13 protein-coding genes are annotated in these 19,738 nt (G+C 32.1%); 11 read left to right on the top strand and 2 right to left on the bottom strand.

What is annotated here, in order from left to right; translation table 11 throughout:
* The first annotated feature begins 15 nt into the window (after positions 1 to 15).
* Both MHB47_RS12650 and ychF read left to right on the top strand, forming a co-directional pair.
* A complete protein-coding gene (locus MHB47_RS12650; protein WP_046836920.1) occupies positions 16 to 231 on the top strand; it encodes a DUF951 domain-containing protein in 216 nt (71 codons plus the stop codon).
* Positions 231 to 1,328 (top strand): redox-regulated ATPase YchF, encoded by a 1,098-nt coding sequence (ychF, locus tag MHB47_RS12645; protein ID WP_277580462.1) that lies wholly within the window; start codon positions 231 to 233, stop codon positions 1,326 to 1,328. Before MHB47_RS12650 ends, ychF begins: the two co-directional genes overlap by 1 nt.
* A 259-nt stretch (positions 1,329 to 1,587) precedes the next feature.
* Here the strand turns inward: ychF and MHB47_RS12640 are convergent, their stop codons facing one another.
* On the bottom strand, positions 1,588 to 2,394 hold the full coding sequence (locus MHB47_RS12640) for a GH25 family lysozyme (RefSeq protein WP_340757040.1): 807 nt from the start codon (positions 2,392 to 2,394) through the stop codon (positions 1,588 to 1,590).
* A gap of 398 nt (positions 2,395 to 2,792) precedes the next feature.
* Here MHB47_RS12640 and rpsF point away from each other — a divergent pair, with 398 nt between their 5' ends.
* From rpsF to MHB47_RS12600, 8 genes are all read left to right on the top strand, one after another.
* Complete coding sequence (gene rpsF / locus MHB47_RS12635; RefSeq protein WP_002511967.1) at positions 2,793 to 3,098, top strand: 30S ribosomal protein S6; 306 nt, start codon at positions 2,793 to 2,795, stop codon at positions 3,096 to 3,098.
* Positions 3,099 to 3,117: 19 nt separating this feature from the next.
* A complete protein-coding gene (gene ssb / locus MHB47_RS12630; RefSeq protein WP_340757038.1) occupies positions 3,118 to 3,645 on the top strand; it encodes a single-stranded DNA-binding protein in 528 nt (175 codons plus the stop codon).
* 652 nt (positions 3,646 to 4,297) lie between these two features.
* On the top strand, positions 4,298 to 14,863 hold the full coding sequence (locus MHB47_RS12625; RefSeq protein ID WP_340757036.1) for a non-ribosomal peptide synthetase: 10,566 nt from the start codon (positions 4,298 to 4,300) through the stop codon (positions 14,861 to 14,863).
* 76 nt (positions 14,864 to 14,939) lie between these two features.
* Positions 14,940 to 15,572 (top strand): 4'-phosphopantetheinyl transferase family protein, encoded by a 633-nt coding sequence (locus tag MHB47_RS12620; protein WP_340757034.1) that lies wholly within the window; start codon positions 14,940 to 14,942, stop codon positions 15,570 to 15,572.
* 11 nt (positions 15,573 to 15,583) lie between these two features.
* On the top strand, positions 15,584 to 16,279 hold the full coding sequence (locus MHB47_RS12615) for a thioesterase II family protein (protein WP_277580467.1): 696 nt from the start codon (positions 15,584 to 15,586) through the stop codon (positions 16,277 to 16,279).
* Positions 16,280 to 16,522: 243 nt separating this feature from the next.
* A complete protein-coding gene (gene rpsR, locus MHB47_RS12610) occupies positions 16,523 to 16,765 on the top strand; it encodes a 30S ribosomal protein S18 (protein ID WP_002506086.1) in 243 nt (80 codons plus the stop codon).
* Between the two features lie 320 nt (positions 16,766 to 17,085).
* A complete protein-coding gene (locus tag MHB47_RS12605; protein ID WP_340757030.1) occupies positions 17,086 to 17,274 on the top strand; it encodes a hypothetical protein in 189 nt (62 codons plus the stop codon).
* Positions 17,275 to 17,490: 216 nt separating this feature from the next.
* Positions 17,491 to 18,792, top strand: coding sequence for a LysM peptidoglycan-binding domain-containing protein (locus MHB47_RS12600; RefSeq protein WP_340757029.1), 1,302 nt, complete (start codon positions 17,491 to 17,493; stop codon positions 18,790 to 18,792).
* 168 nt (positions 18,793 to 18,960) lie between these two features.
* On the opposite strand, the gene MHB47_RS12595 is transcribed toward MHB47_RS12600, so the two are convergent.
* Positions 18,961 to 19,164 carry a hypothetical protein gene (locus tag MHB47_RS12595; protein ID WP_340757027.1) on the bottom strand — a complete coding sequence of 68 codons (204 nt, stop codon included), beginning with the start codon at positions 19,162 to 19,164 and terminating at the stop codon, positions 18,961 to 18,963.
* Positions 19,165 to 19,278: 114 nt separating this feature from the next.
* On the opposite strand from MHB47_RS12595, the gene MHB47_RS12590 reads away from it, so the two are divergent.
* Positions 19,279 to 19,548 (top strand): hypothetical protein, encoded by a 270-nt coding sequence (locus MHB47_RS12590; RefSeq protein WP_340757025.1) that lies wholly within the window; start codon positions 19,279 to 19,281, stop codon positions 19,546 to 19,548.
* Positions 19,549 to 19,738: the final 190 nt, after the last annotated feature.

Raw genomic sequence — 19,738 nt, 5'->3', positions numbered from 1 at the left:
CGGAGGTGTGACAGAATGACATCAAATTACGGTTTAAATGATATTGTAGAGATGAAAAAACAGCATGCATGTGGCACGAATCGTTTTAAAATCATTCGTGTAGGTGCAGACATCCGAATAAAATGTGAAAACTGTCAAAGAAGTATTATGATTCCAAGACAAACTTTTAATAAAAAACTAAAAAAAATATTAGTGTCCCACCAAGATACTGAAAATAAGGAGAATGAATAATGGCTTTAACAGCAGGTATAGTTGGTTTGCCCAACGTAGGTAAGTCTACACTTTTCAATGCAATCACAAAAGCAGGTGCACTGGCAGCGAATTATCCTTTCGCGACAATCGATCCTAACGTAGGGATCGTAGAGGTTCCAGACAGCAGATTAGACAAATTAACAGAAATGGTAGAACCGAAGAAAACAATTCCAACAACATTTGAATTTACAGATATTGCTGGGATTGTTAAAGGGGCTTCTAAAGGTGAAGGACTTGGTAATAAATTCTTGTCACATATTCGTGAAGTAGATGCAATTTGCCAAGTAGTACGTGCATTTGACGATGATAATGTGACTCACGTTTCAGGACGTGTAGACCCAGTTGATGATATCGAAGTAATCAATATGGAATTAGTATTGGCAGATTTAGAATCTGTTGAAAAACGTTTGCCAAAAGCAGAAAAAATGGCGAAACAAAAAGATAAAGATGCGGTGAACGAAGCACGTATTTTAGCAAGAATTAAGGAAGCCTTAGAAGAAGGGGACCCTGTTCGTAGTCTTGAATTTAATGATGAAGATCAAAAATTTGTAAATCAAGCACAGTTATTAACTTCTAAAGAAATGTTATATATTGCTAATGTCGGCGAAGATGAAATTGGCGATGAAGATAATGAAAAAGTTAAATTAATTCGTGAGTATGCGAGTAAAGAAGATTCAGAAGTTATCGTAATTAGCGCTAAAATTGAAGAAGAAATCGCAACACTTGAAGATGAAGATAGAGAAATGTTCTTAGAAGACCTAGGCATTGAAGAACCTGGTTTAGATCGTTTAATTCGTACAACATACGACTTACTTGGTTTAGCAACTTACTTTACTGCAGGCGTCCAAGAAGTACGTGCATGGACATTCATCTCTGGAATGACAGCGCCACAGTGTGCGGGTATTATTCATACTGACTTTGAGCGCGGTTTTATCCGTGCTGAAGTAACAAGCTACGATGATTATGTTGAATTCAATGGAGAAAGTGGTGCCAAAGATGCTGGGAAACAGCGTTTAGAAGGTAAAGATTATATTATGAAAGATGGCGACGTAGTTCACTTTAGATTTAATGTGTAAACAAACATAGCTAATGCTTTCACATGAGCTTCCCTAAAAATTTAGGGAAGCGTTTTTTATAAATAAATAGGGTTTATCAGTCATATTTGTGTATTTCAGATATTTAACCGAGGGTATAATAAATTAAGGTGATAAGAAGCGCGTTTTAATGTAAAAATTTCTAATTTTAAAAAACAAAAGATGGGCCCGGGACAAAAGAAGGATGTTCTTATGTCCTGGGCCCATAATATAATTTATTAGAAGGAAACTATTATAAATATTAAGATGTGAACCAATCTGTGCTTACATTTGGTCCGGTGTAATTCGCATCTACATTTTGGTTTAATTCAGGTGATGCATAACTATCAGTATATTGCCATAATACGTGTTCACGAGTAGGTTGGTCAGGGTTGTAATTGGCAACCCAGGTACCATCATATTCACTGACAGATTCTGAAGCATGTTCTGCCATGAAATTTTCATAAGAATAGAATAGGACTTTTTTATCACCAGCTAAACTTTTCATTTCATCATACCATGCAGATGTACTTTCTTCTGAAGAGCCTGAAGTGACTGTATCTTGCTCAAAGTCATTGATGTAAAAGCTTGCTTTAGGTGCGCGATTATATAAAGTTTGAGCTTCGTAACGTGCATCTTCAGGATTTTCATACATACTATAAGAATATACACCAAAGTCTAAGCCTTGCTCGTCTAATAAAGCTGAATTATGCTCTAATGAAGCATCAACTTTTTCAGAACCGTATTGTGCACGAATAATGATGAAATCATAATTAGCTTTAAGGTCTTTAACTTCTTGTTCAGTTAAGTCACCTTGCCATTCTGAAATGTCTAAAATACGTTCGCCTGATTGGGTTGTGCCTGCTTCGGATTGTGTCTCGTTCGAATTATTTTCAGAACTTCGTTCAAATGATTTTTCAGGGTGTTTTTCAATGTATTGTTGGTAACCATACCCCATAGTTCCTCTTTGGTTTGATGTATCTCCAGCGGCGTGTGTTACGTTCATTGCTAACGTTGATGCAAATAATACACTTGCAGTGACTAAACCTTTTTTGATTACTGAAACCATAGTTTGCTCCTTTTATATGTAATTGATATTTCTAAAAAATATATGCTAAACAAATACATGATTATAATAAAATGAACTCAACTGGTATGCTATTAGAATTAAATTGATTTAGCAACCATATATTTAGTGACATATTTTTTCTATTAAAATTAAATGTTAATAAAATAAATACTTGTTATAATAAAGTATTCTGTGAAGGGTTTTTAACTAGTATTTTATAGACGTTAGACCGTGTTTCATATGAAACATTCTTGTATTTTTTATAGCATATTAAAGCAATGGTCATTGTAAAATGTAAAGGGCTGTGCTATAATTCTTGATTGTGAGTAATGAAAATTATTCCTTGCTTGTCACAAATGATGATGAGCCGCATAGACCACAAGGAGGTGCAATTATAAATGAGAACATATGAAGTTATGTACATCGTTCGTCCGAACATTGAAGAAGATGCTAAAAAAGCTGTCGTTGAACGTTTCAACGGTATTTTATCTTCTAACGGATCAGAGGCTTTAGAAGTTAAAGATTGGGGTAAACGTCGTTTAGCTTATGAAATTAATGATTTCAGTGAAGGTTATTACAACTTAGTACGTATCCAAGCTGAAGACAATGAAGCTACTGATGAATTCCAACGTTTAGCTAAAATCAACGATGATATCATCCGTTATATCGTAATTCGTGCAGACGAAGATAAGACTAAAAAATAATAATTGGGGGTTCGTTTAAATGATAAATAGAGTTGTTTTAGTCGGTCGTTTAACGAAAGATCCAGAATATAGAACAACACCCTCAGGCGTGAGTGTTGCGACTTTTACTCTAGCAGTAAACCGTACGTTTACAAATGCGCAAGGGGAACGCGAAGCAGATTTCATTAATTGTGTCGTTTTTAGAAAACAAGCAGATAATGTTAATAACTACTTATTCAAAGGTAGTTTAGCTGGCGTTGACGGTCGCATTCAATCACGTAGCTACGAAAACCAAGAAGGACGTCGTATTTTTGTAACTGAAGTGGTTTGTGATAGCGTTCAATTCCTTGAACCTAAAAATCAAAATCAACGTCATGCCCAAGAAGGAAATAACAATTTCCAAAACTTTGGCGGACAACAATCAGGTCAAAATACTTCTTCTTATCAAAATAACAATAATAACAACAACAATAGCAATAATAATTCATCGAATAATAAACAATCAGATAACCCGTTTGCAAACGCAAATGGACCTATTGATATTAGTGATGATGATTTACCGTTCTAATCTACAAACATTGTGTGAATGTCAATGTAGATCGTCAAAATTATATTATATATGTGTGAAATTGTATTTTATGTGTGTGAATGTGTGAAATAAGCTCTTAATCTAAATAGGGCTTATAGAAATATAGAAAAAGAGATTAAGCAACCTCAGGTTGTTTAATCTCTTTTTCTATAATACATAAAACCTCAAAGCCAACAAAATTCTATTACTCAAATTATAATGATTAATATAAACGAAATGCTACGTTTAATAAGTTTGGTTTTATCATATATTGCTTCAATAGGTTCTTCAAAAATGAATGATTCTAGAAATCCTAGTGTTATTAAATATAAAATAATTCATTGTTACGCAATCTCCTCTTAATTTATTAAAAAAGTGATCTCAACTGTAAAAATTAACGTACCTTTTTTATATCAAAAAATCAGAATATTCTTTTTTTAGAGTAATTGAGCGAAATTGAATTGCCTTCAATTCGACAATTAATTTTACTTTAAAATTATTAATTTTTGGTTAATAATGTTTCGAAAAAATAAATAAGGGAATCTATAAAATTATCTATAGAAATATAACCGAACTCATATGATTGAAAAAAACATTGAATAATATTATTATAAGTATGTACTGTATATTGATAGGAGGTTTGCAATTATAAATGGAAACAAAATTATTGTCTTATGCACAAAACGAAATATTACAAATTGAACAATATTATGAAAACACTAGTATAAATAATATAGCTGGTGTTATGCATATGAGAAATAGCTTAGAGTACGAAGAAATAAATGAAGCTTTTAATAAGCTAGTGAGAGATCACGAAAGTCTTAGATTGAGAATAACTAAAAAAGATGGGGTGTACCAACAGTATTTAGCAAACTTTCAATATAAATATTACGATTATTTAGACTTTTATCAAGATGAGGTCTCTTATAAGAAATGGGTTAATGAAAAGGCTAGAACGAATATTTTTGCCTTAAATGATGATTTATACAAAGCTACAATTGTAAGGCTTCCAGAAGGACATAACGGTATAGTTTTGTTACAAAACCACCTTATAAGTGATGGTTGGAGTATGACCATTGTTGTGAATTATCTAATTAAGATATTAGCAGGAAAACCTGTTGATGAATCTGATAGCAACTCTTATCTAGAAAATATTGCTTCCGAATCAAAATATGAAAATTCAAATAGATTTGATAAAGATAAACAATTTTGGTTAGAAAAACTGAAGAACTTTGAAGACAATGCGCTTTTTGAAAAGACAACTTTAGGCAGCGCTGTGGGCAAAAGAAAAAGTATCAGTTTATCTAATATAGATACCAAAAATATCAAAGCATTTTGTGAAGAGAATCAGTTAAGCATAAGTAATCTATTTTCTGCTATTATGCTTATTATTAAGTATAAAAAAACACTTTCTAATATAAATTCAGTCGGATTACTCATACATAACAGAAACAGTAAAAAAGAGAAAGCGTCAACAGGGGTTTATTCAAGGGTTCTACCGATGATAGTGGAAATAGATAAAAATCTATCAATTAAGTCATATTTGGATAAAATAAAAATTGAAACATTTAATTTATTAAAACATAGAAAATACCCTTTTGATTATATTGTTGAAGATAGTGGAAATAAAAGAGGCTTGCTAGATTGTTTTATATCTTTCCAAAATACTCAGTATAATGCAGAATTTATAGAAGATGGATTTTCAGATGAGTGGTTAGATTCAGGTACTAATAATGCACCATTAAGTGTAAACGTTAGTAATAGAAGTAGTAAAAACGGCTTGGATATTGACTACGATTATCAAATTGATGCATTAGATGAGAAGGGTGTATATCAATTACACGATACTATTTTAAATGTTTTGAATAGTATGATAAACAATCTAAAACAAAGTATCAGTGATATTGAAATTGTGACAGGTGAAGAAAAAGAAAAAATACTTCATGAATTTAATGATACGCATTTACCATTAAATAATGAGCAAACATTTGTGGAACGTTTTGAAGAACAAGTGGAAAAAACGCCTAATCAAACAGCAATTACTTACGAAGGCCAAAGCTTAACTTATCAGTCGTTAAATGATCGTGCAAATCAATTGGCATATCAATTACGAAATGAAGGTGTAAAACCCGACACGCTTGTTGGGATAATGAGCCGACGCCGTTTAGAGATGTTAATCGCTATATATGGCGTCTTAAAAGCAGGAGGCGCATACGTCCCAATGGACCCTGAACATCCAAGTGAACGAATTAATTATATTTTAAGCGATAGTCAACCTCGTGTGTTGTTAACTGATGAAGATATGGATCCTGCTATTGACTATGATCGTACTGTTATTAATATTACTAACAATTCACTGCTATCAACCATGCCTACAAGTAATTTGCCGCGTGTAACAGACGTTTCTAATTTGATGTATGTAATTTACACTTCAGGAACAACTGGTAAGCCAAAAGGTGTTATGGTTCCCTACAAAGGTGTACTTAACAGACTGAATTGGATGATTGATGAATTTAATATCGATCATCAAGATACAATTTTATTTAAAACGCCATTTACATTTGATGTATCAATATGGGAAATATTTGGCTGGGCGATGATAGGTGGACAAGCAGTCTTACTACCTTCTGGTGAAGAAAGCAACCCAGAAAAAATTACATCACTAATTCAACATCATAGAATTTCAATGGTACACTTTGTACCATCTATGTTAAGCGTATTTATAGACTTTATTAGAACCACATCAAGTGCAAGTGCTATTGATTCACTTAATTACGTATTAGCCAGTGGTGAAGCCTTGAAACCTGAGCAAGTAAATCGCTTTAATCAACTAATTGGCAAAGAAAATAGTTCGTTGCTAGTAGATTTGTACGGACCAACAGAAACGTCAATCGAAGTGATTTATTACCCTTGCCATGATCATAAATCATATGAGGAAATACCAATTGGTCGACCAATTGCAAATACTCAAGCTTATATTTTGAATGAAGAGAACAACCTTATGGGCATCGATGTACCAGGAGAATTATGTATCGGTGGCGTAAGCGTGACAAGAGGTTATTTAAACCGCCCAGAATTAACACAAGAAAAATTCATTGATAACCCATTTGGAGAAGGCAAGCTGTATCGCACAGGTGACTTAGCAAAATGGGGCGCTGATGGACTTATTGAATATCTAGGCCGTATGGATGAACAAGTGAAAATACGTGGTTACCGTATTGAGCTTGGCGAAATTGAAAGTTTATTAGATCAAATTGAAAATATATCAGACGCAGCAGTAGTTACAAAATCAATGGCTGGTAATGAAGACTTGATAATTTGTGCTTACTTAGTTTCAGATAAAACAATTGATTTTGAAGCAGTCAGAGAAATACTCAGTAAAAAATTACCGGAATATATGATTCCAAGTTATATAACACAAATTGATATGTTGCCAGTAACTTCAAATGGTAAATTGAATAAAAAAGAACTACCAGAAATACAAGTTGAACATAGAGATTATGTGGCTCCAAGAAATGATATAGAAGAAAAAATTGCTGAAATATTTAGCAAAGTTTTAAATGTTGAAGACATCAGTATTTTTGATAACTTCTTTGAAATAGGAGGTCATTCGCTAAAAGCTATTAGTGTTATTAATGAAATAGAGAGTAAAATGGCGGCCCGTTTACCATTAAAATCTGTTTTTGAAAACCCAACAGTAGCACAACTTACTAAAATTATAGAAAACCAAGCGAATGATTCAAGCAACCATGAAATTCCAGCTGCTGAAGACAAAGCGTATTATTTAGCCTCTTCACCACAAAAACGTTTATATGTACTAAATGAAATGGTAGACGGACAAACAGCTTATAACATGCCGAGTATGTTAGAAATACGAGGAGATGTGGACGTTGAACGTGTGCAAAGTGCATTCCAAGAATTAGTGAACCGTCATGAAGTATTAAGAACACACTTTGATACAGTAAAAGGAGAACCTGTTCAGATTATTGAGGAACAATTAAACATTACTGTAGATTATGAGCTGTCGCATACTGAAGATTATGAATCATTACTAAATAAATTCATTAGACCGTTCAATTTAGCTCATGCACCTTTGTTAAGAGTGAAAATTGTTAAATGTGCTGAACAACGTTACGTACTTTTATTTGATATGCATCACATTATTTCAGATGGACTATCTATTAATTTAATCATTAAAGAATTTACAGCACTTTATAAAGATCGCATTTTAGAGGATTTAAAAATACAATATAAAGATTATAGCGAGTGGATGAATTCACGTGATTTAAATGTACAAAGAGAATTCTGGCTGTCTCAATTTAAAGACGAAGCGCCAGTTTTAGATTTGCCTTATGATTATTCAAGACCAAATCAACAAAGCTTTGTTGGTAGAACAGTAAGCATGAAGATGCCGGATGATACTAGAAATGCAATTAATCAATTAGCGCAGGCAACAGGTAGTACAGATTATATGGTTTTATTATCATCATTTATGGTGTTATTAAACAAATATAGTCGCCAAGAAGACGTTGTCGTGGGCAGTCCGATTTCGGGACGTACGCATAAAGATACTGAGAATTTGCTAGGTATGTTTGTTAATACATTAGCAATGCGTGCGCATCCAGAAAGAAATAAAACGTTTAATCAGTTATTATCTGAAGTGAAAGATACATCATTAAAAGCATACGACAATCAGGAATATCCGCTAGAAGAACTAGTAGATGAAGTAGTTGAAAAACGTGATTTAACACGCAATCCATTATTCGATGTATTATTCACTTTACAAAATAATGAAAAAGGAAGTCTTCAAATCGATGATTGGTCAATTGAACAAAAAGAACCTTCCTATATAAATACTAAATTTGATTTAAGTATGACTATTGAAGATGATAATGGTTATAAAATTTCTTTAGAATATGGTGAAGAATTATTTAGTCAAGATACAATTGAACGCATGTTAACGCACTTTATCGAGATACTTTCTAATGTTGGTAATAATCCTGAACAAAAAATTAGTGAAATAGAAATGGTAACTCAAGACGAAAAAGATGTTATTTTCAATAAATTTAACGATACGAAAGTGCCGTTCAATAATAATCAAACATTCGTCGAACGTTTTGAAAATCAAGTAGCTAAAACACCTGACCAAATAGCAATTACTTATGAAGGTGAGAGCCTGACTTATGAAGCATTGAACGATAAAGCGAACCAATTAGCAAATTACCTACGCATAGAGGGGATACAGGCTAATTCACTTGTCGGATTGATGACAAATCGCCATTTAGAAATGATAATAGGCATTTATGGTATTTTAAAAGCGGGCGGCGCTTACGTACCAATCGATCCAAATTATCCAAGTGACCGTATCAACTATATTTTAAAAGATAGTGCACCAACTGTTTTGCTAACTGATCAAGTGCTAGATACAACAATTGAATTTAATCAAACTGTGTTAAATTTAACAGATGACTCAATGGTTTCAACACAACCAACAGATAATTTATTACACGTTACCGACGTATCTGACTTAATGTATGTAATCTATACATCGGGTACAACTGGTAAACCAAAAGGTGTTATGGTGCCCTATAAAGGTGTGATGAATCGATTGAATTGGATGATTGATCATTATCATATTAGCTCTGAAGATACAATTCTATTCAAAACGCCATTTACATTTGATGTTTCTGTATGGGAAATCTTTGGCTGGGCAATCATTGGTGGACAGACAGTCTTACTACCTTCTGGAGAAGAGAGTAACCCAGAGAAAATTACAGAATTAATCCAACAACATGAAATCTCAATGGTACACTTTGTGCCATCTATGTTAGGTGTATTTGTCGACTTTATTAAAACAGCGAATAAAGCGAGTGATATTGCATCCGTTAATTATGTATTGGCAAGTGGGGAAGCTTTAAAAGCAGAACAAGTAAACCAATTTAACACATTAATAGGTGAGCAAAATAATACTTTGCTAATTGATTTATATGGACCAACAGAAGCTTCAATCGAAGTTATTTATTATCCTTGTCCTGCCGGTCAAACCTATGAAGAAATACCAATTGGTCAACCAATTGCAAATATACAAGCCTATATTATGAATTCAGATAAGAATCTCATGGGCATTGGTGTACCAGGTGAACTGTGTATTGGCGGTGTTGGTGTGACAAGAGGATATTTAAATCGTCCTGATTTAACATCAGAAAAATTCATCGACAATCCATTTGGTGAAGGTAAATTATATCGTACAGGTGACTTAGCGAAGTGGAGTGCTACAGGTGATGTAGAATATCTCGGTCGTTTAGATGAACAAGTGAAAATCCGTGGTTATCGTATTGAATTGGGTGAGATTGAAAGCTTATTACGTCAAATCGATTTTATTTCTGATGTTGCAGTAGTTGCTAAACCAATGGCAGGAGAAGAATTAGCGATTTGTGCTTACTTAGTTTCAGACGAGCAAATCGATTTTTATGATATCAAAACGCAGTTAAGTAAAAAATTACCAGGTTACATGGTTCCGTCGTACATGAGTCAAATCGATATACTACCTGTAACATCAAATGGTAAATTAGATAAAAAGAAATTACCTGAAATTAAAGTTGAAAGCAAGACTCACGTTGAACCTACAAATGATGTAGAAAGAATGCTTGCTAGTATTTTTGAAAACGTTTTAAATATTGAACGCGTAAGTATACATGATAACTTCTTTGAAATAGGAGGACATTCACTTAAAGCAATCAATATTATAAACAAAATCGAAGGTGAAATAGGTGTACGATTGCCCTTGAAAGTTATCTTTGAAAGCCCGACAGTAGGACAACTTTCAAAAGTTATAGAGGAGCAAGAAAATGGCGTAAGTGAACGAAATATCCCTCAAGCTGAGGTCAAACCATATTATTTAGCTTCTTCACCACAAAAACGATTATATGTTTTAAATGAAATGGGAGAAGGACAAACTGCTTATAATATGCCAAGTATGTTGGAAATAAATGGTGACGTAGATGTCGACCGTGTTCAAAATGTATTCCAAATTTTAGTAGAACGCCACGAAGCGTTAAGAACACATTTTGAAACAGTGGATGGCGAACCAGTCCAAGTTATAGATGAATCGGCAAATATATCAGTAGATTATGAAGAATTTTATACAGATGATTACGAGAGTTTGTTAAATGATTTTGTGAAGCCTTTTAATTTAAGTCAGTCGCCATTATTAAAAGTGAAAATTGTTAGATTTTCTGAACAACGACATGTCTTATTATTTGATATGCATCATATTATTTCAGATGGCTTCTCTATTAACCTGATCATTAAAGAATTCACGGCTCTATACCATGAAAAAGCTTTGAATGACTTAAAAGTACAGTACAAAGATTATAGTGAATGGATGCACACACGTGATTTAAGTGATCAACGAACATTTTGGCTGTCTCAATTTGAAGATGAGGCTCCTGTTTTAGACTTGCCTTATGATTATTCAAGACCGAAACAACAAGGTTTCACAGGTGAAACAGTTACAGCTGAAATGCCAGAAGAAACAAGAAACGCATTACATCAATTAGCACAAACGACAGGCAGTACGGACTATATGATTCTATTATCTTCATTCATGATTTTACTTCATAAATATAGTAGACAAGAAGATGTTGTGGTAGGTAGCCCTATCTCAGGTCGTACCCATGAAGATACTGAAAATATATTAGGTATGTTTGTTAATACGTTGCCAATGCGTGCTTATCCTGAAGCCAATAAATCATTTGAACAATTATTAGTTGAAGTGAGAAATACAGCATTAAAAGCGTATGACAATCAAGAGTATCCATTGGAAGAACTAGTTGAAGAAGTAGTGGAAAGACGTGATTTAACACGTAACCCATTATTTGATGTACTCTTTACCTTACAAAATAATGAACAGCAAAATCTTCAAATTGAGGATTGGGAAATTGAAGCAAAAGAAGCAACGAATACAAATGCTAAATTTGATTTAAACATGACAATTGAAGATGATGGTGCATACCAAGTATCAATAGAGTATGGTGCTGAGTTGTTCAAACAACAAACTGTTGAGCGCATGTTAAAACACTATATGCAAATATTAACTGAGATTATTCATAATCCAGGACAAAATATTAGTGAGATTGAAATGATTACAGGAGAAGAGAGAACACAAATTCTTGGAGAATTTAATAATACTCACGTACAACTGGATAATAAGCAAACATTTATTGAACGATTTGAACAGCAAGTAGCTAAAACGCCGGATCAAACAGCAATCACTTATGAAGGTGAAAGTTTAACTTACCAAGCACTAAATTCACGTGTGAATCAATTAGCACATAAATTACGTGCAGAAGGTGTGAAAGCTGATACACTTGTCGGTTTGATGGCTGATCGTGGTTTAGAAATGATGATAGGTATTTACGGTATTTTGAAAGCAGGTGGTGCATATGTACCAATTGACCCAAATAATCCTAGTGACCGTATCAATTATATTTTAGAAGACAGTCAGCTAACTTTATTACTTACGGACCGCACGTTAAATAGAACAATTAATTATGATAACAAAGTGATTGATTTGGCTAATAAATCTATCCTTACAGATTTATCAACAGATAACTTAAAACATATTACAGGTCTTTCTAATTTAATGTATATTATTTATACATCGGGTACTACTGGCAATCCTAAAGGTGTTATCGTATCTTACGAAGGTGTAATGAATCGACTTAATTGGATGATTGATAAATATGATTTTAATAATGAAGAAACAATTTTATTTAAAACGCCATTTACGTTCGACGTTTCAGTTTGGGAAATTTTTGGATTTGCGATGGTTGGTGCGCAAGCAGTTTTACTACCATCCGGAGAAGAAGGTAATCCAGATAAAATTACATCACTGATTCAAAAACATGAAATCACGATGGTGCACTTTGTGCCTTCTATGTTAGGTGTGTTTGTCGATTATATTAAATCAGCTGATAAAATGAGTGATATTGCGTCAGTTAATTATGTACTCGCAAGTGGTGAAGCACTAAAAGCAGAACAAGTGAACCGTTTTAATACATTAATCGGTGGACGAAACGATACATTATTAATTGATTTATATGGGCCTACAGAAGCTTCAATTGAGGTGATATATAATCCATTACCTGCAAGTGAGGTATATGATGTGATCCCAATTGGGAACCCGATAGCGAATGTCCAAATTTATATTTTGAATAATAATAATAATCTTATGGGTATTGGTGTTCCAGGCGAACTTTGTATTGGTGGTATCGCTGTGACAAAAGGCTATTTAAACCGTTCAGAATTAACACAGCAACAATTTATTGATAATCCATTTGGTGAAGGTAAATTATATCGTTCAGGTGATTTAGCAAAATGGAGAACAGATGGTCAAATTGAATATCTAGGTCGTATTGATGAACAGGTGAAAATTCGTGGTTATCGTATCGAACTTGGTGAAATTTCCAGTCATCTACTTCGAATTGATCATGTTTCAGATGCGGGTGTAATAGTTAAACCAATGGCTGGTGAAGCTTTAGCGATTTGTGCATATTTAGTGTCAGATGAAACACTTTCATTTTCTGAGATTAAAACAGAATTAGCTCGAAAAGTACCAGATTATATGATTCCAGCTTATATGACACAAATTGATCAGCTACCTATAACTTCTAATGGTAAATTAAATAAACGTGCATTGCCTGAAATTGAAATTGAAAGACAAGCATTTGTTGAACCTAGAAATGATATAGAAGCAAATATTGTTAAAGCAATTGAAGATGTATTAAATACTGATAAAGTAAGTGTTTATGATAATTTCTTTGAAATTGGTGGTGACTCTATAAAAGCAATTAAACTTACGTCGCTATTATCGAAATCATATAATATTTCTATTAAAGATATTTTCGAACTACAAACGACTGATCGGATAAGTGAGTCACTTGTCGGTAAAGATAATACAAATATTTTAACAAAATTAGCATCACTCAAAGATATTAACACGGAACATACACATCAATTTAGTAGCGAATTTATTCAAAAAATAAATGGATATAAACAAGACAGCGCTAAAAAATATGATATTATTGGCTCTAATGCAGCGAAACAAGGTAAAAAAGCATTACTTACAGGTGCTACAGGATTCTTTGGTGTCTACTTATTGAATAATTTATTAGAAGAGACAGACTTTGACATATATGTAATGGTTAGAAGTAATAAAGATATTGACGGGGAAACAAAATTACATCGCAATTGGGTTTATTACTTTGAGTCTCAAATAAATCCTGAATATGCTAACAGAATTCATATCATTGAAGGAAACATTGAATCTGAGCAACTAGGTATGGATGCTAAAACTTACGATGAGTTATCTCAAAATATTGATATAGTTGTTAATGCTGCAGCGAATGTAAGTCACTTTGCGACGAAAGATGCTTCTTATGGTGTGAACGTACGTGGTATAGAGCAGTTAATACAATTTGCTAAGGACAATCAATTTAAAGAGATTCATCATATGTCTACAATTTCTATTGCATCAGGTCAAGTGAAAGACAAATCACAGCTAACATTTTCAGAATATGATATAGATATTGGCCAAAAACTTAATAACGTTTATCTAGACAGTAAAATAGAAGCTGAAAAATTATTAATTTCTAGTAGAGAACAAGGCATTGAAACTAATATATATAGATTAGGTAACTTGCAATGTGATTCTCTTACAGGAATATTCCAAAAAAATGAAGAAAATAATGCTTTCTACAGTATTATTAAATCATTCAAGAACCTACAAATATTCCCGGATTTAGAAAATGATGATTTAGAATTCACTTCTGTGGATCAAGCAGCCGAAGCATGTAGTAAATTGATTAAAAATAATCAATTAAATAATGAAATTCATCATATATATAATAATAATCACCTTCCACTCAAACAATTAATGAGTGTATATAACCAAAACAATTATAATATTAAAGATGTACAGTGGAATGAGTTTGTGGATTATTTAATGGAATGTATTCAAGATGATGTAATGAGTGATGAAATCAATGACTTCTTACTTCACACTGGTATATTAGATAATAATATTTTCAATAAATCTCACTTTGAAGTATTAGATTTTAAAACTAACTTTATACTCGAAAAATTAAACTTCAAATGGCAACCTATAGAAAACGTGACATTATCTAAAATGATTAGTCATCCAAAAAATAATTTTTAATACAACATTGAAGCAGTATAATAATTATTTACTGCTTCAATTGTTTTAATTTAACAAACGATGTGGAAGTGTAACTGTGAAAATTACTGTGTATGTATTAGATACGTGCTCTTTCATTTATCAAAACGACAAAAGAAATACTAGATATTCTGAATTGTTTAAGTATTATTGCATACGTGAACATACGGGGCATCATTTTGATGATATACAATTCAGCAAAGAAGAATATGGCAAGCCTGTGTTGCACATGCCAAGTGGTATTCATCTTAATGTTTCACATACTGATGGGTTTTCGGTGTGTGTTGTCAGTGATAAAAATGTTGGCATTGATATAGAAAAAATTGAAGCTATTGATTTAGATATTGCTAAAAAATATTTTGCTTTAACAGAATCCCAATATATTATGAATGCACAAAATTCGGATGTTCAGTTCAATCGTTTTTTTGAAGTGTGGACAATGAAAGAATGCTATTTGAAGTTACTTGGTATTGGTATGTATAAAGAATTAGATTCTTTTTCAATTACGCCAGGGCGAGAAAGTTATAATATCGTTGAAACAGGAAAAGATATGAGTCAAATCTTTTCATTTTTTCATAATCTCGTTTTTGAAAAATACGCACTATCAGTTATTTTGGAAGCAACTAACCAAAATTTAGTTGTAGAGCTATTAGATATTACAAAAAGATTTAATACAGAATTTATACTTTAAGGGGTGAGTATATGACTGACACAACGTTGTTTTGTATCCCGTTTGCAGGGGGAAATAAAACATTATATTATCCAATGAAAAATAATTTACCAAGTCACATTCAATTTAAACCATTAGAATTGCCTGGCCGTGGCGAAAGATTTATTGAACCTGCTTTAGATAGTATTGATGATATGGTTGATGATTTAATAAACCAAATTATTAAAGAAAAGCCTGAAGAATTTATATTATTAGGTTATAGTTTAGGTACAATTTTAGCTTATGAACTTTATTACAAACTTGATCAGTTAGGCTATCGACCTAAACACATGATTCTTTGCGCTAGTGCAGCTATAGGCTGTTTAGATAGAAATAACGGTATAGAATACATGGATGATATAGAATTCAAACAGTTTATTAAAGACAAAGGTGGTACACCAGACGAGATTTTAAACCATGAAGAGCTCTGGGAACTTGTTAAACCAGCCTTAAAAAACGACTTTTTAGCTATAGACTACTATTGTAATAAACCAAAAGAGAGACAGGTAGAAATAAATTTATCTGTTTTTGTAGGCAAACAAGATTCAATTTGCGACAATAATTTATATAAATGGTCAGAACTAACAAAAGGTGATGTAGATTATCGCTTTTTTGAAGGAGATCATTTCTTTATTAATAATCATTATGAAGATTTAAGCGAAGAAGTTAAATTAGTTCTAAATGATTAAAAAATTTAGAGGGAATTGAATTTATTTCAAGTAAATGATGTTTATTTATCTGAACGTGTTGACAAATGGTGGATAATTTTATAACATTAGTAGTACACATACACACACAAAGATTTAGCACAATGTTTCACACGCATTTTAAATCTTTTAATAATAGAAAATAATAGCACATTAGTCATTATAAATAATGGATAAATATTCAAAATTGACGGTAAAAAAACAACTTAAAAGGAGGCAGTTTTCATGGCAGGTGGACCAAGAAGAGGCGGACGTCGTCGTAAAAAAGTTTGTTATTTCACAGCAAACGGTATTACACACATCGACTATAAAGACACAGACTTATTAAAACGTTTTATCTCAGAACGCGGTAAAATTTTACCACGTCGTGTAACAGGTACTTCAGCTAAATATCAACGTATGTTGACATTAGCTATTAAACGTTCTCGTCATATGGCATTATTACCATATGTTAAAGAAGAACAATAATAGATATTGTATCTGAAAACCCCGTAAGCTTATGCTTACGGGGTTATTTTTTGTGGTTTTAATTAACCAGAATTATTTTGTATCCTTAATATGGGAGAGTTTTATTATTATGTGAGCTAGGTGAAGGATAGATTTTTGTTTCTAATCATCGAAAAAGGGGTAATTGAATAAAAAGAATATAAATTAATCTTTGTTTTTTGTGACTGTGAAATATAAATCGTAACATATCGAATCGGGAAGGCTTTGTATATGAAAGGCCAAAATAATATATGAAGATTTAAAGCAACAAACTTAATTATTTCAAGTTTGGAGTGATGATAATGGAAGTATTAGCGTTGGTATTTCATTTGTTGTGTCTAGCCATTGTATTAATTACAGGATTTTTCGCATTAAAAGAATTTAGAAAACCTATGAATGAACGTAACCAAAAACGAATTGATTCACTTTTAGTATTGGTACTCGTAGTCGCATTGGTTGCTATTTTATCTAGTGTGATTATGGACATTTGAATATAAGCTGCTGCCTTTTAAGGTAGTAGCTTTTTTGTGCGAAAATCAAAATAATGATTATGACTATATAAAAATATTTAAAATAATAGCATAAAATAAAACTATGTTTTGTAAATAATCTTATAATATTATAAGATGGGACAATAAGGTGTTGTGCAAGGAATGGATATTTATATAGTGTCGTGTTTTTAAATTTTTGAAATAGGAGATGGTGTTATGAAGTATAGGGTAAGTTTGTCATTAATGTTAGCCACAAGTTTATTGTTAAGTAGTACAGTTGCAACCGCACAAGAAGATAATTCTAATAAGAGTGCAGAAGAAACTAAAAATGAAAATACAAGTAAGGCAATAGATTTTGAAAAAGCACAAAAAATGAGTCCGCAAGCTTTGAAAGAACAGTTAACACCAGAAGATTTAAAACTACATGATAAAGTTGCAGAACATAATTCAGTAGAAATGAGTACATTTGCAAATAGAGCGTACCAAGACGTTAATACATACATAGACAATAACAACATAGAACCTGCAAAAATAGTGCAAGATTCTCGTATGAATAATTTACCAAAATATAATTATAAATCAGGGAAATTCATCGGTGTCGTTATTCATGAAACTGCAAACCCTAATAGTACAATCGATGGTGAAGTAAATTACATGTATAATAACTACAATAATGCCTTTGTTCACGCATATGCAGGTAGCGACAAAATTATACAAACAGCGCCAAGCGACTATTTAGCATGGGGCGCCGGAGCGAATGCTAACCCATATTTTTATCAAATAGAATTAACAAGATCTAACACATTTGATGGTTTTGCTAAGTCTGTGAACAACCAAGCTTATTTGACTGCTAAAATGTTAAAACAAAACGGACTACAACCTTCACTTGCAGATAACAATCAAGGAACTGGAACAATTATTAGTCATAATGCAGTTAGTCAATACTGGGGCGGGACAAACCATACTGACCCTGTAGGTTATTTTAACCAATGGGGCTATAACATGAATCAATTTTATAGTTTAGTTCAGAAACACTATAAAGAATTAGGTGGCGAAGATGATGATGCCATTACAGGTTCTACTTATAAAGTAGTTAAAGGCGATACATTGTATAGTATCTCTAAGAGAAGTGGCGTAACAATTGATAATATTAAAAAATGGAATGACTTAAACGATAATACATTATCCGTCGGTCAAACATTGAAATTGACGGATCCTGATAGTAATGACGATAGTATTTCAGGTGATACACATAAAGTAGTCGAAGGGGACACTTTATACAATATTTCTAAAAGAAGCAAAGTGAGTATTGAAGATCTCAAAAAATGGAATAATCTTGAAACGAATAATATCAGTAAAGGGCAAACACTCTACTTAGTTAAAACATATACCGTTGAAAAAGATGATACCTTGTATAGTATCGCTAAAGAACAAGATACAACAGTAAGTAAAATAAAATCCGATAATAATCTAGATTCAAATAGCATTAAAACAGGACAAATTTTAAAAATAAAATAGCCTTATAATGTTTAATGAATGTTAAAAATAGCTGTTAGATATCTTTGTGATATCTGACAGCTATTTCATATTCTTAGACTCACTTGAGTAGGAAACGGACTCAACCTATAGTCTTCGGATCGTGTTGTTTCCTTTGGTAGTTTTATATACAATATTTTAGCTACAAACTTATTTTAGGTCTACGTCTTCTTTGATACCATCTTGAAACCCTTCCACTAAAGCATCTATGTGCATAAAGCCACTAGTTATAATTACAGCTATTAGTATAACGAATAAGCCAAAAAACCAATCTTTTACAGTCAAATACTTCTTTTTTTTATGATAATAAACCCCTATAAGTAAACCAACTATGATGGCAACTATTAACTCCATAGTAAAAGCCTCCTAAAAAAATAAAAAAACAATTGAGTAATATAATATCACAATTAAAATTTTTATGATATATTAAAATTAAATGAAAATATAGTAGATTTTTAATTTAGGGCAGTGAATAAAACTAAAGTAAGGAATGGTCACATGATAGCTAAAAATATTAAATATCCTTATATTAAATTATTGTTTGATGTAGTTGGTATTGTATCTTTTATTGCCTTACTATTTGTATTTGGCGCGAATTTCTATATAGAAAGTGATCCTAATGGAAACTTTAATACGGGTATCACAATAAGTGGGAGCAATGCTATCGTATTTAGTATCCTACTTTGGGTAACAACTATCTGTGCTTTAGCATCCTTTCTTTTGAAAAAAATAAAATAATGAAAAGTTTAAACCCTTAACCGTTTTACTATTTCTGATAGTAAAACGGTTTTTATAATACTTTTACTCTTTAAAGTTATATAAACAAAACACCAAGATAATATAATCTTTCTAGATTATTAAACTCATTTTCCTATAGTAAAGGAAAAATTGTCCATTAATGTGTAAGCGCATACATAGTATAGTTTGA

This window comes from Staphylococcus sp. FSL K6-3157 (assembly GCF_038005145.1).
Classification (GTDB): domain Bacteria; phylum Bacillota; class Bacilli; order Staphylococcales; family Staphylococcaceae; genus Staphylococcus; species Staphylococcus equorum.
Note: the sequence above shows the minus strand (reverse complement) of the source record. Positions and strands in the feature narration are given on the sequence as shown.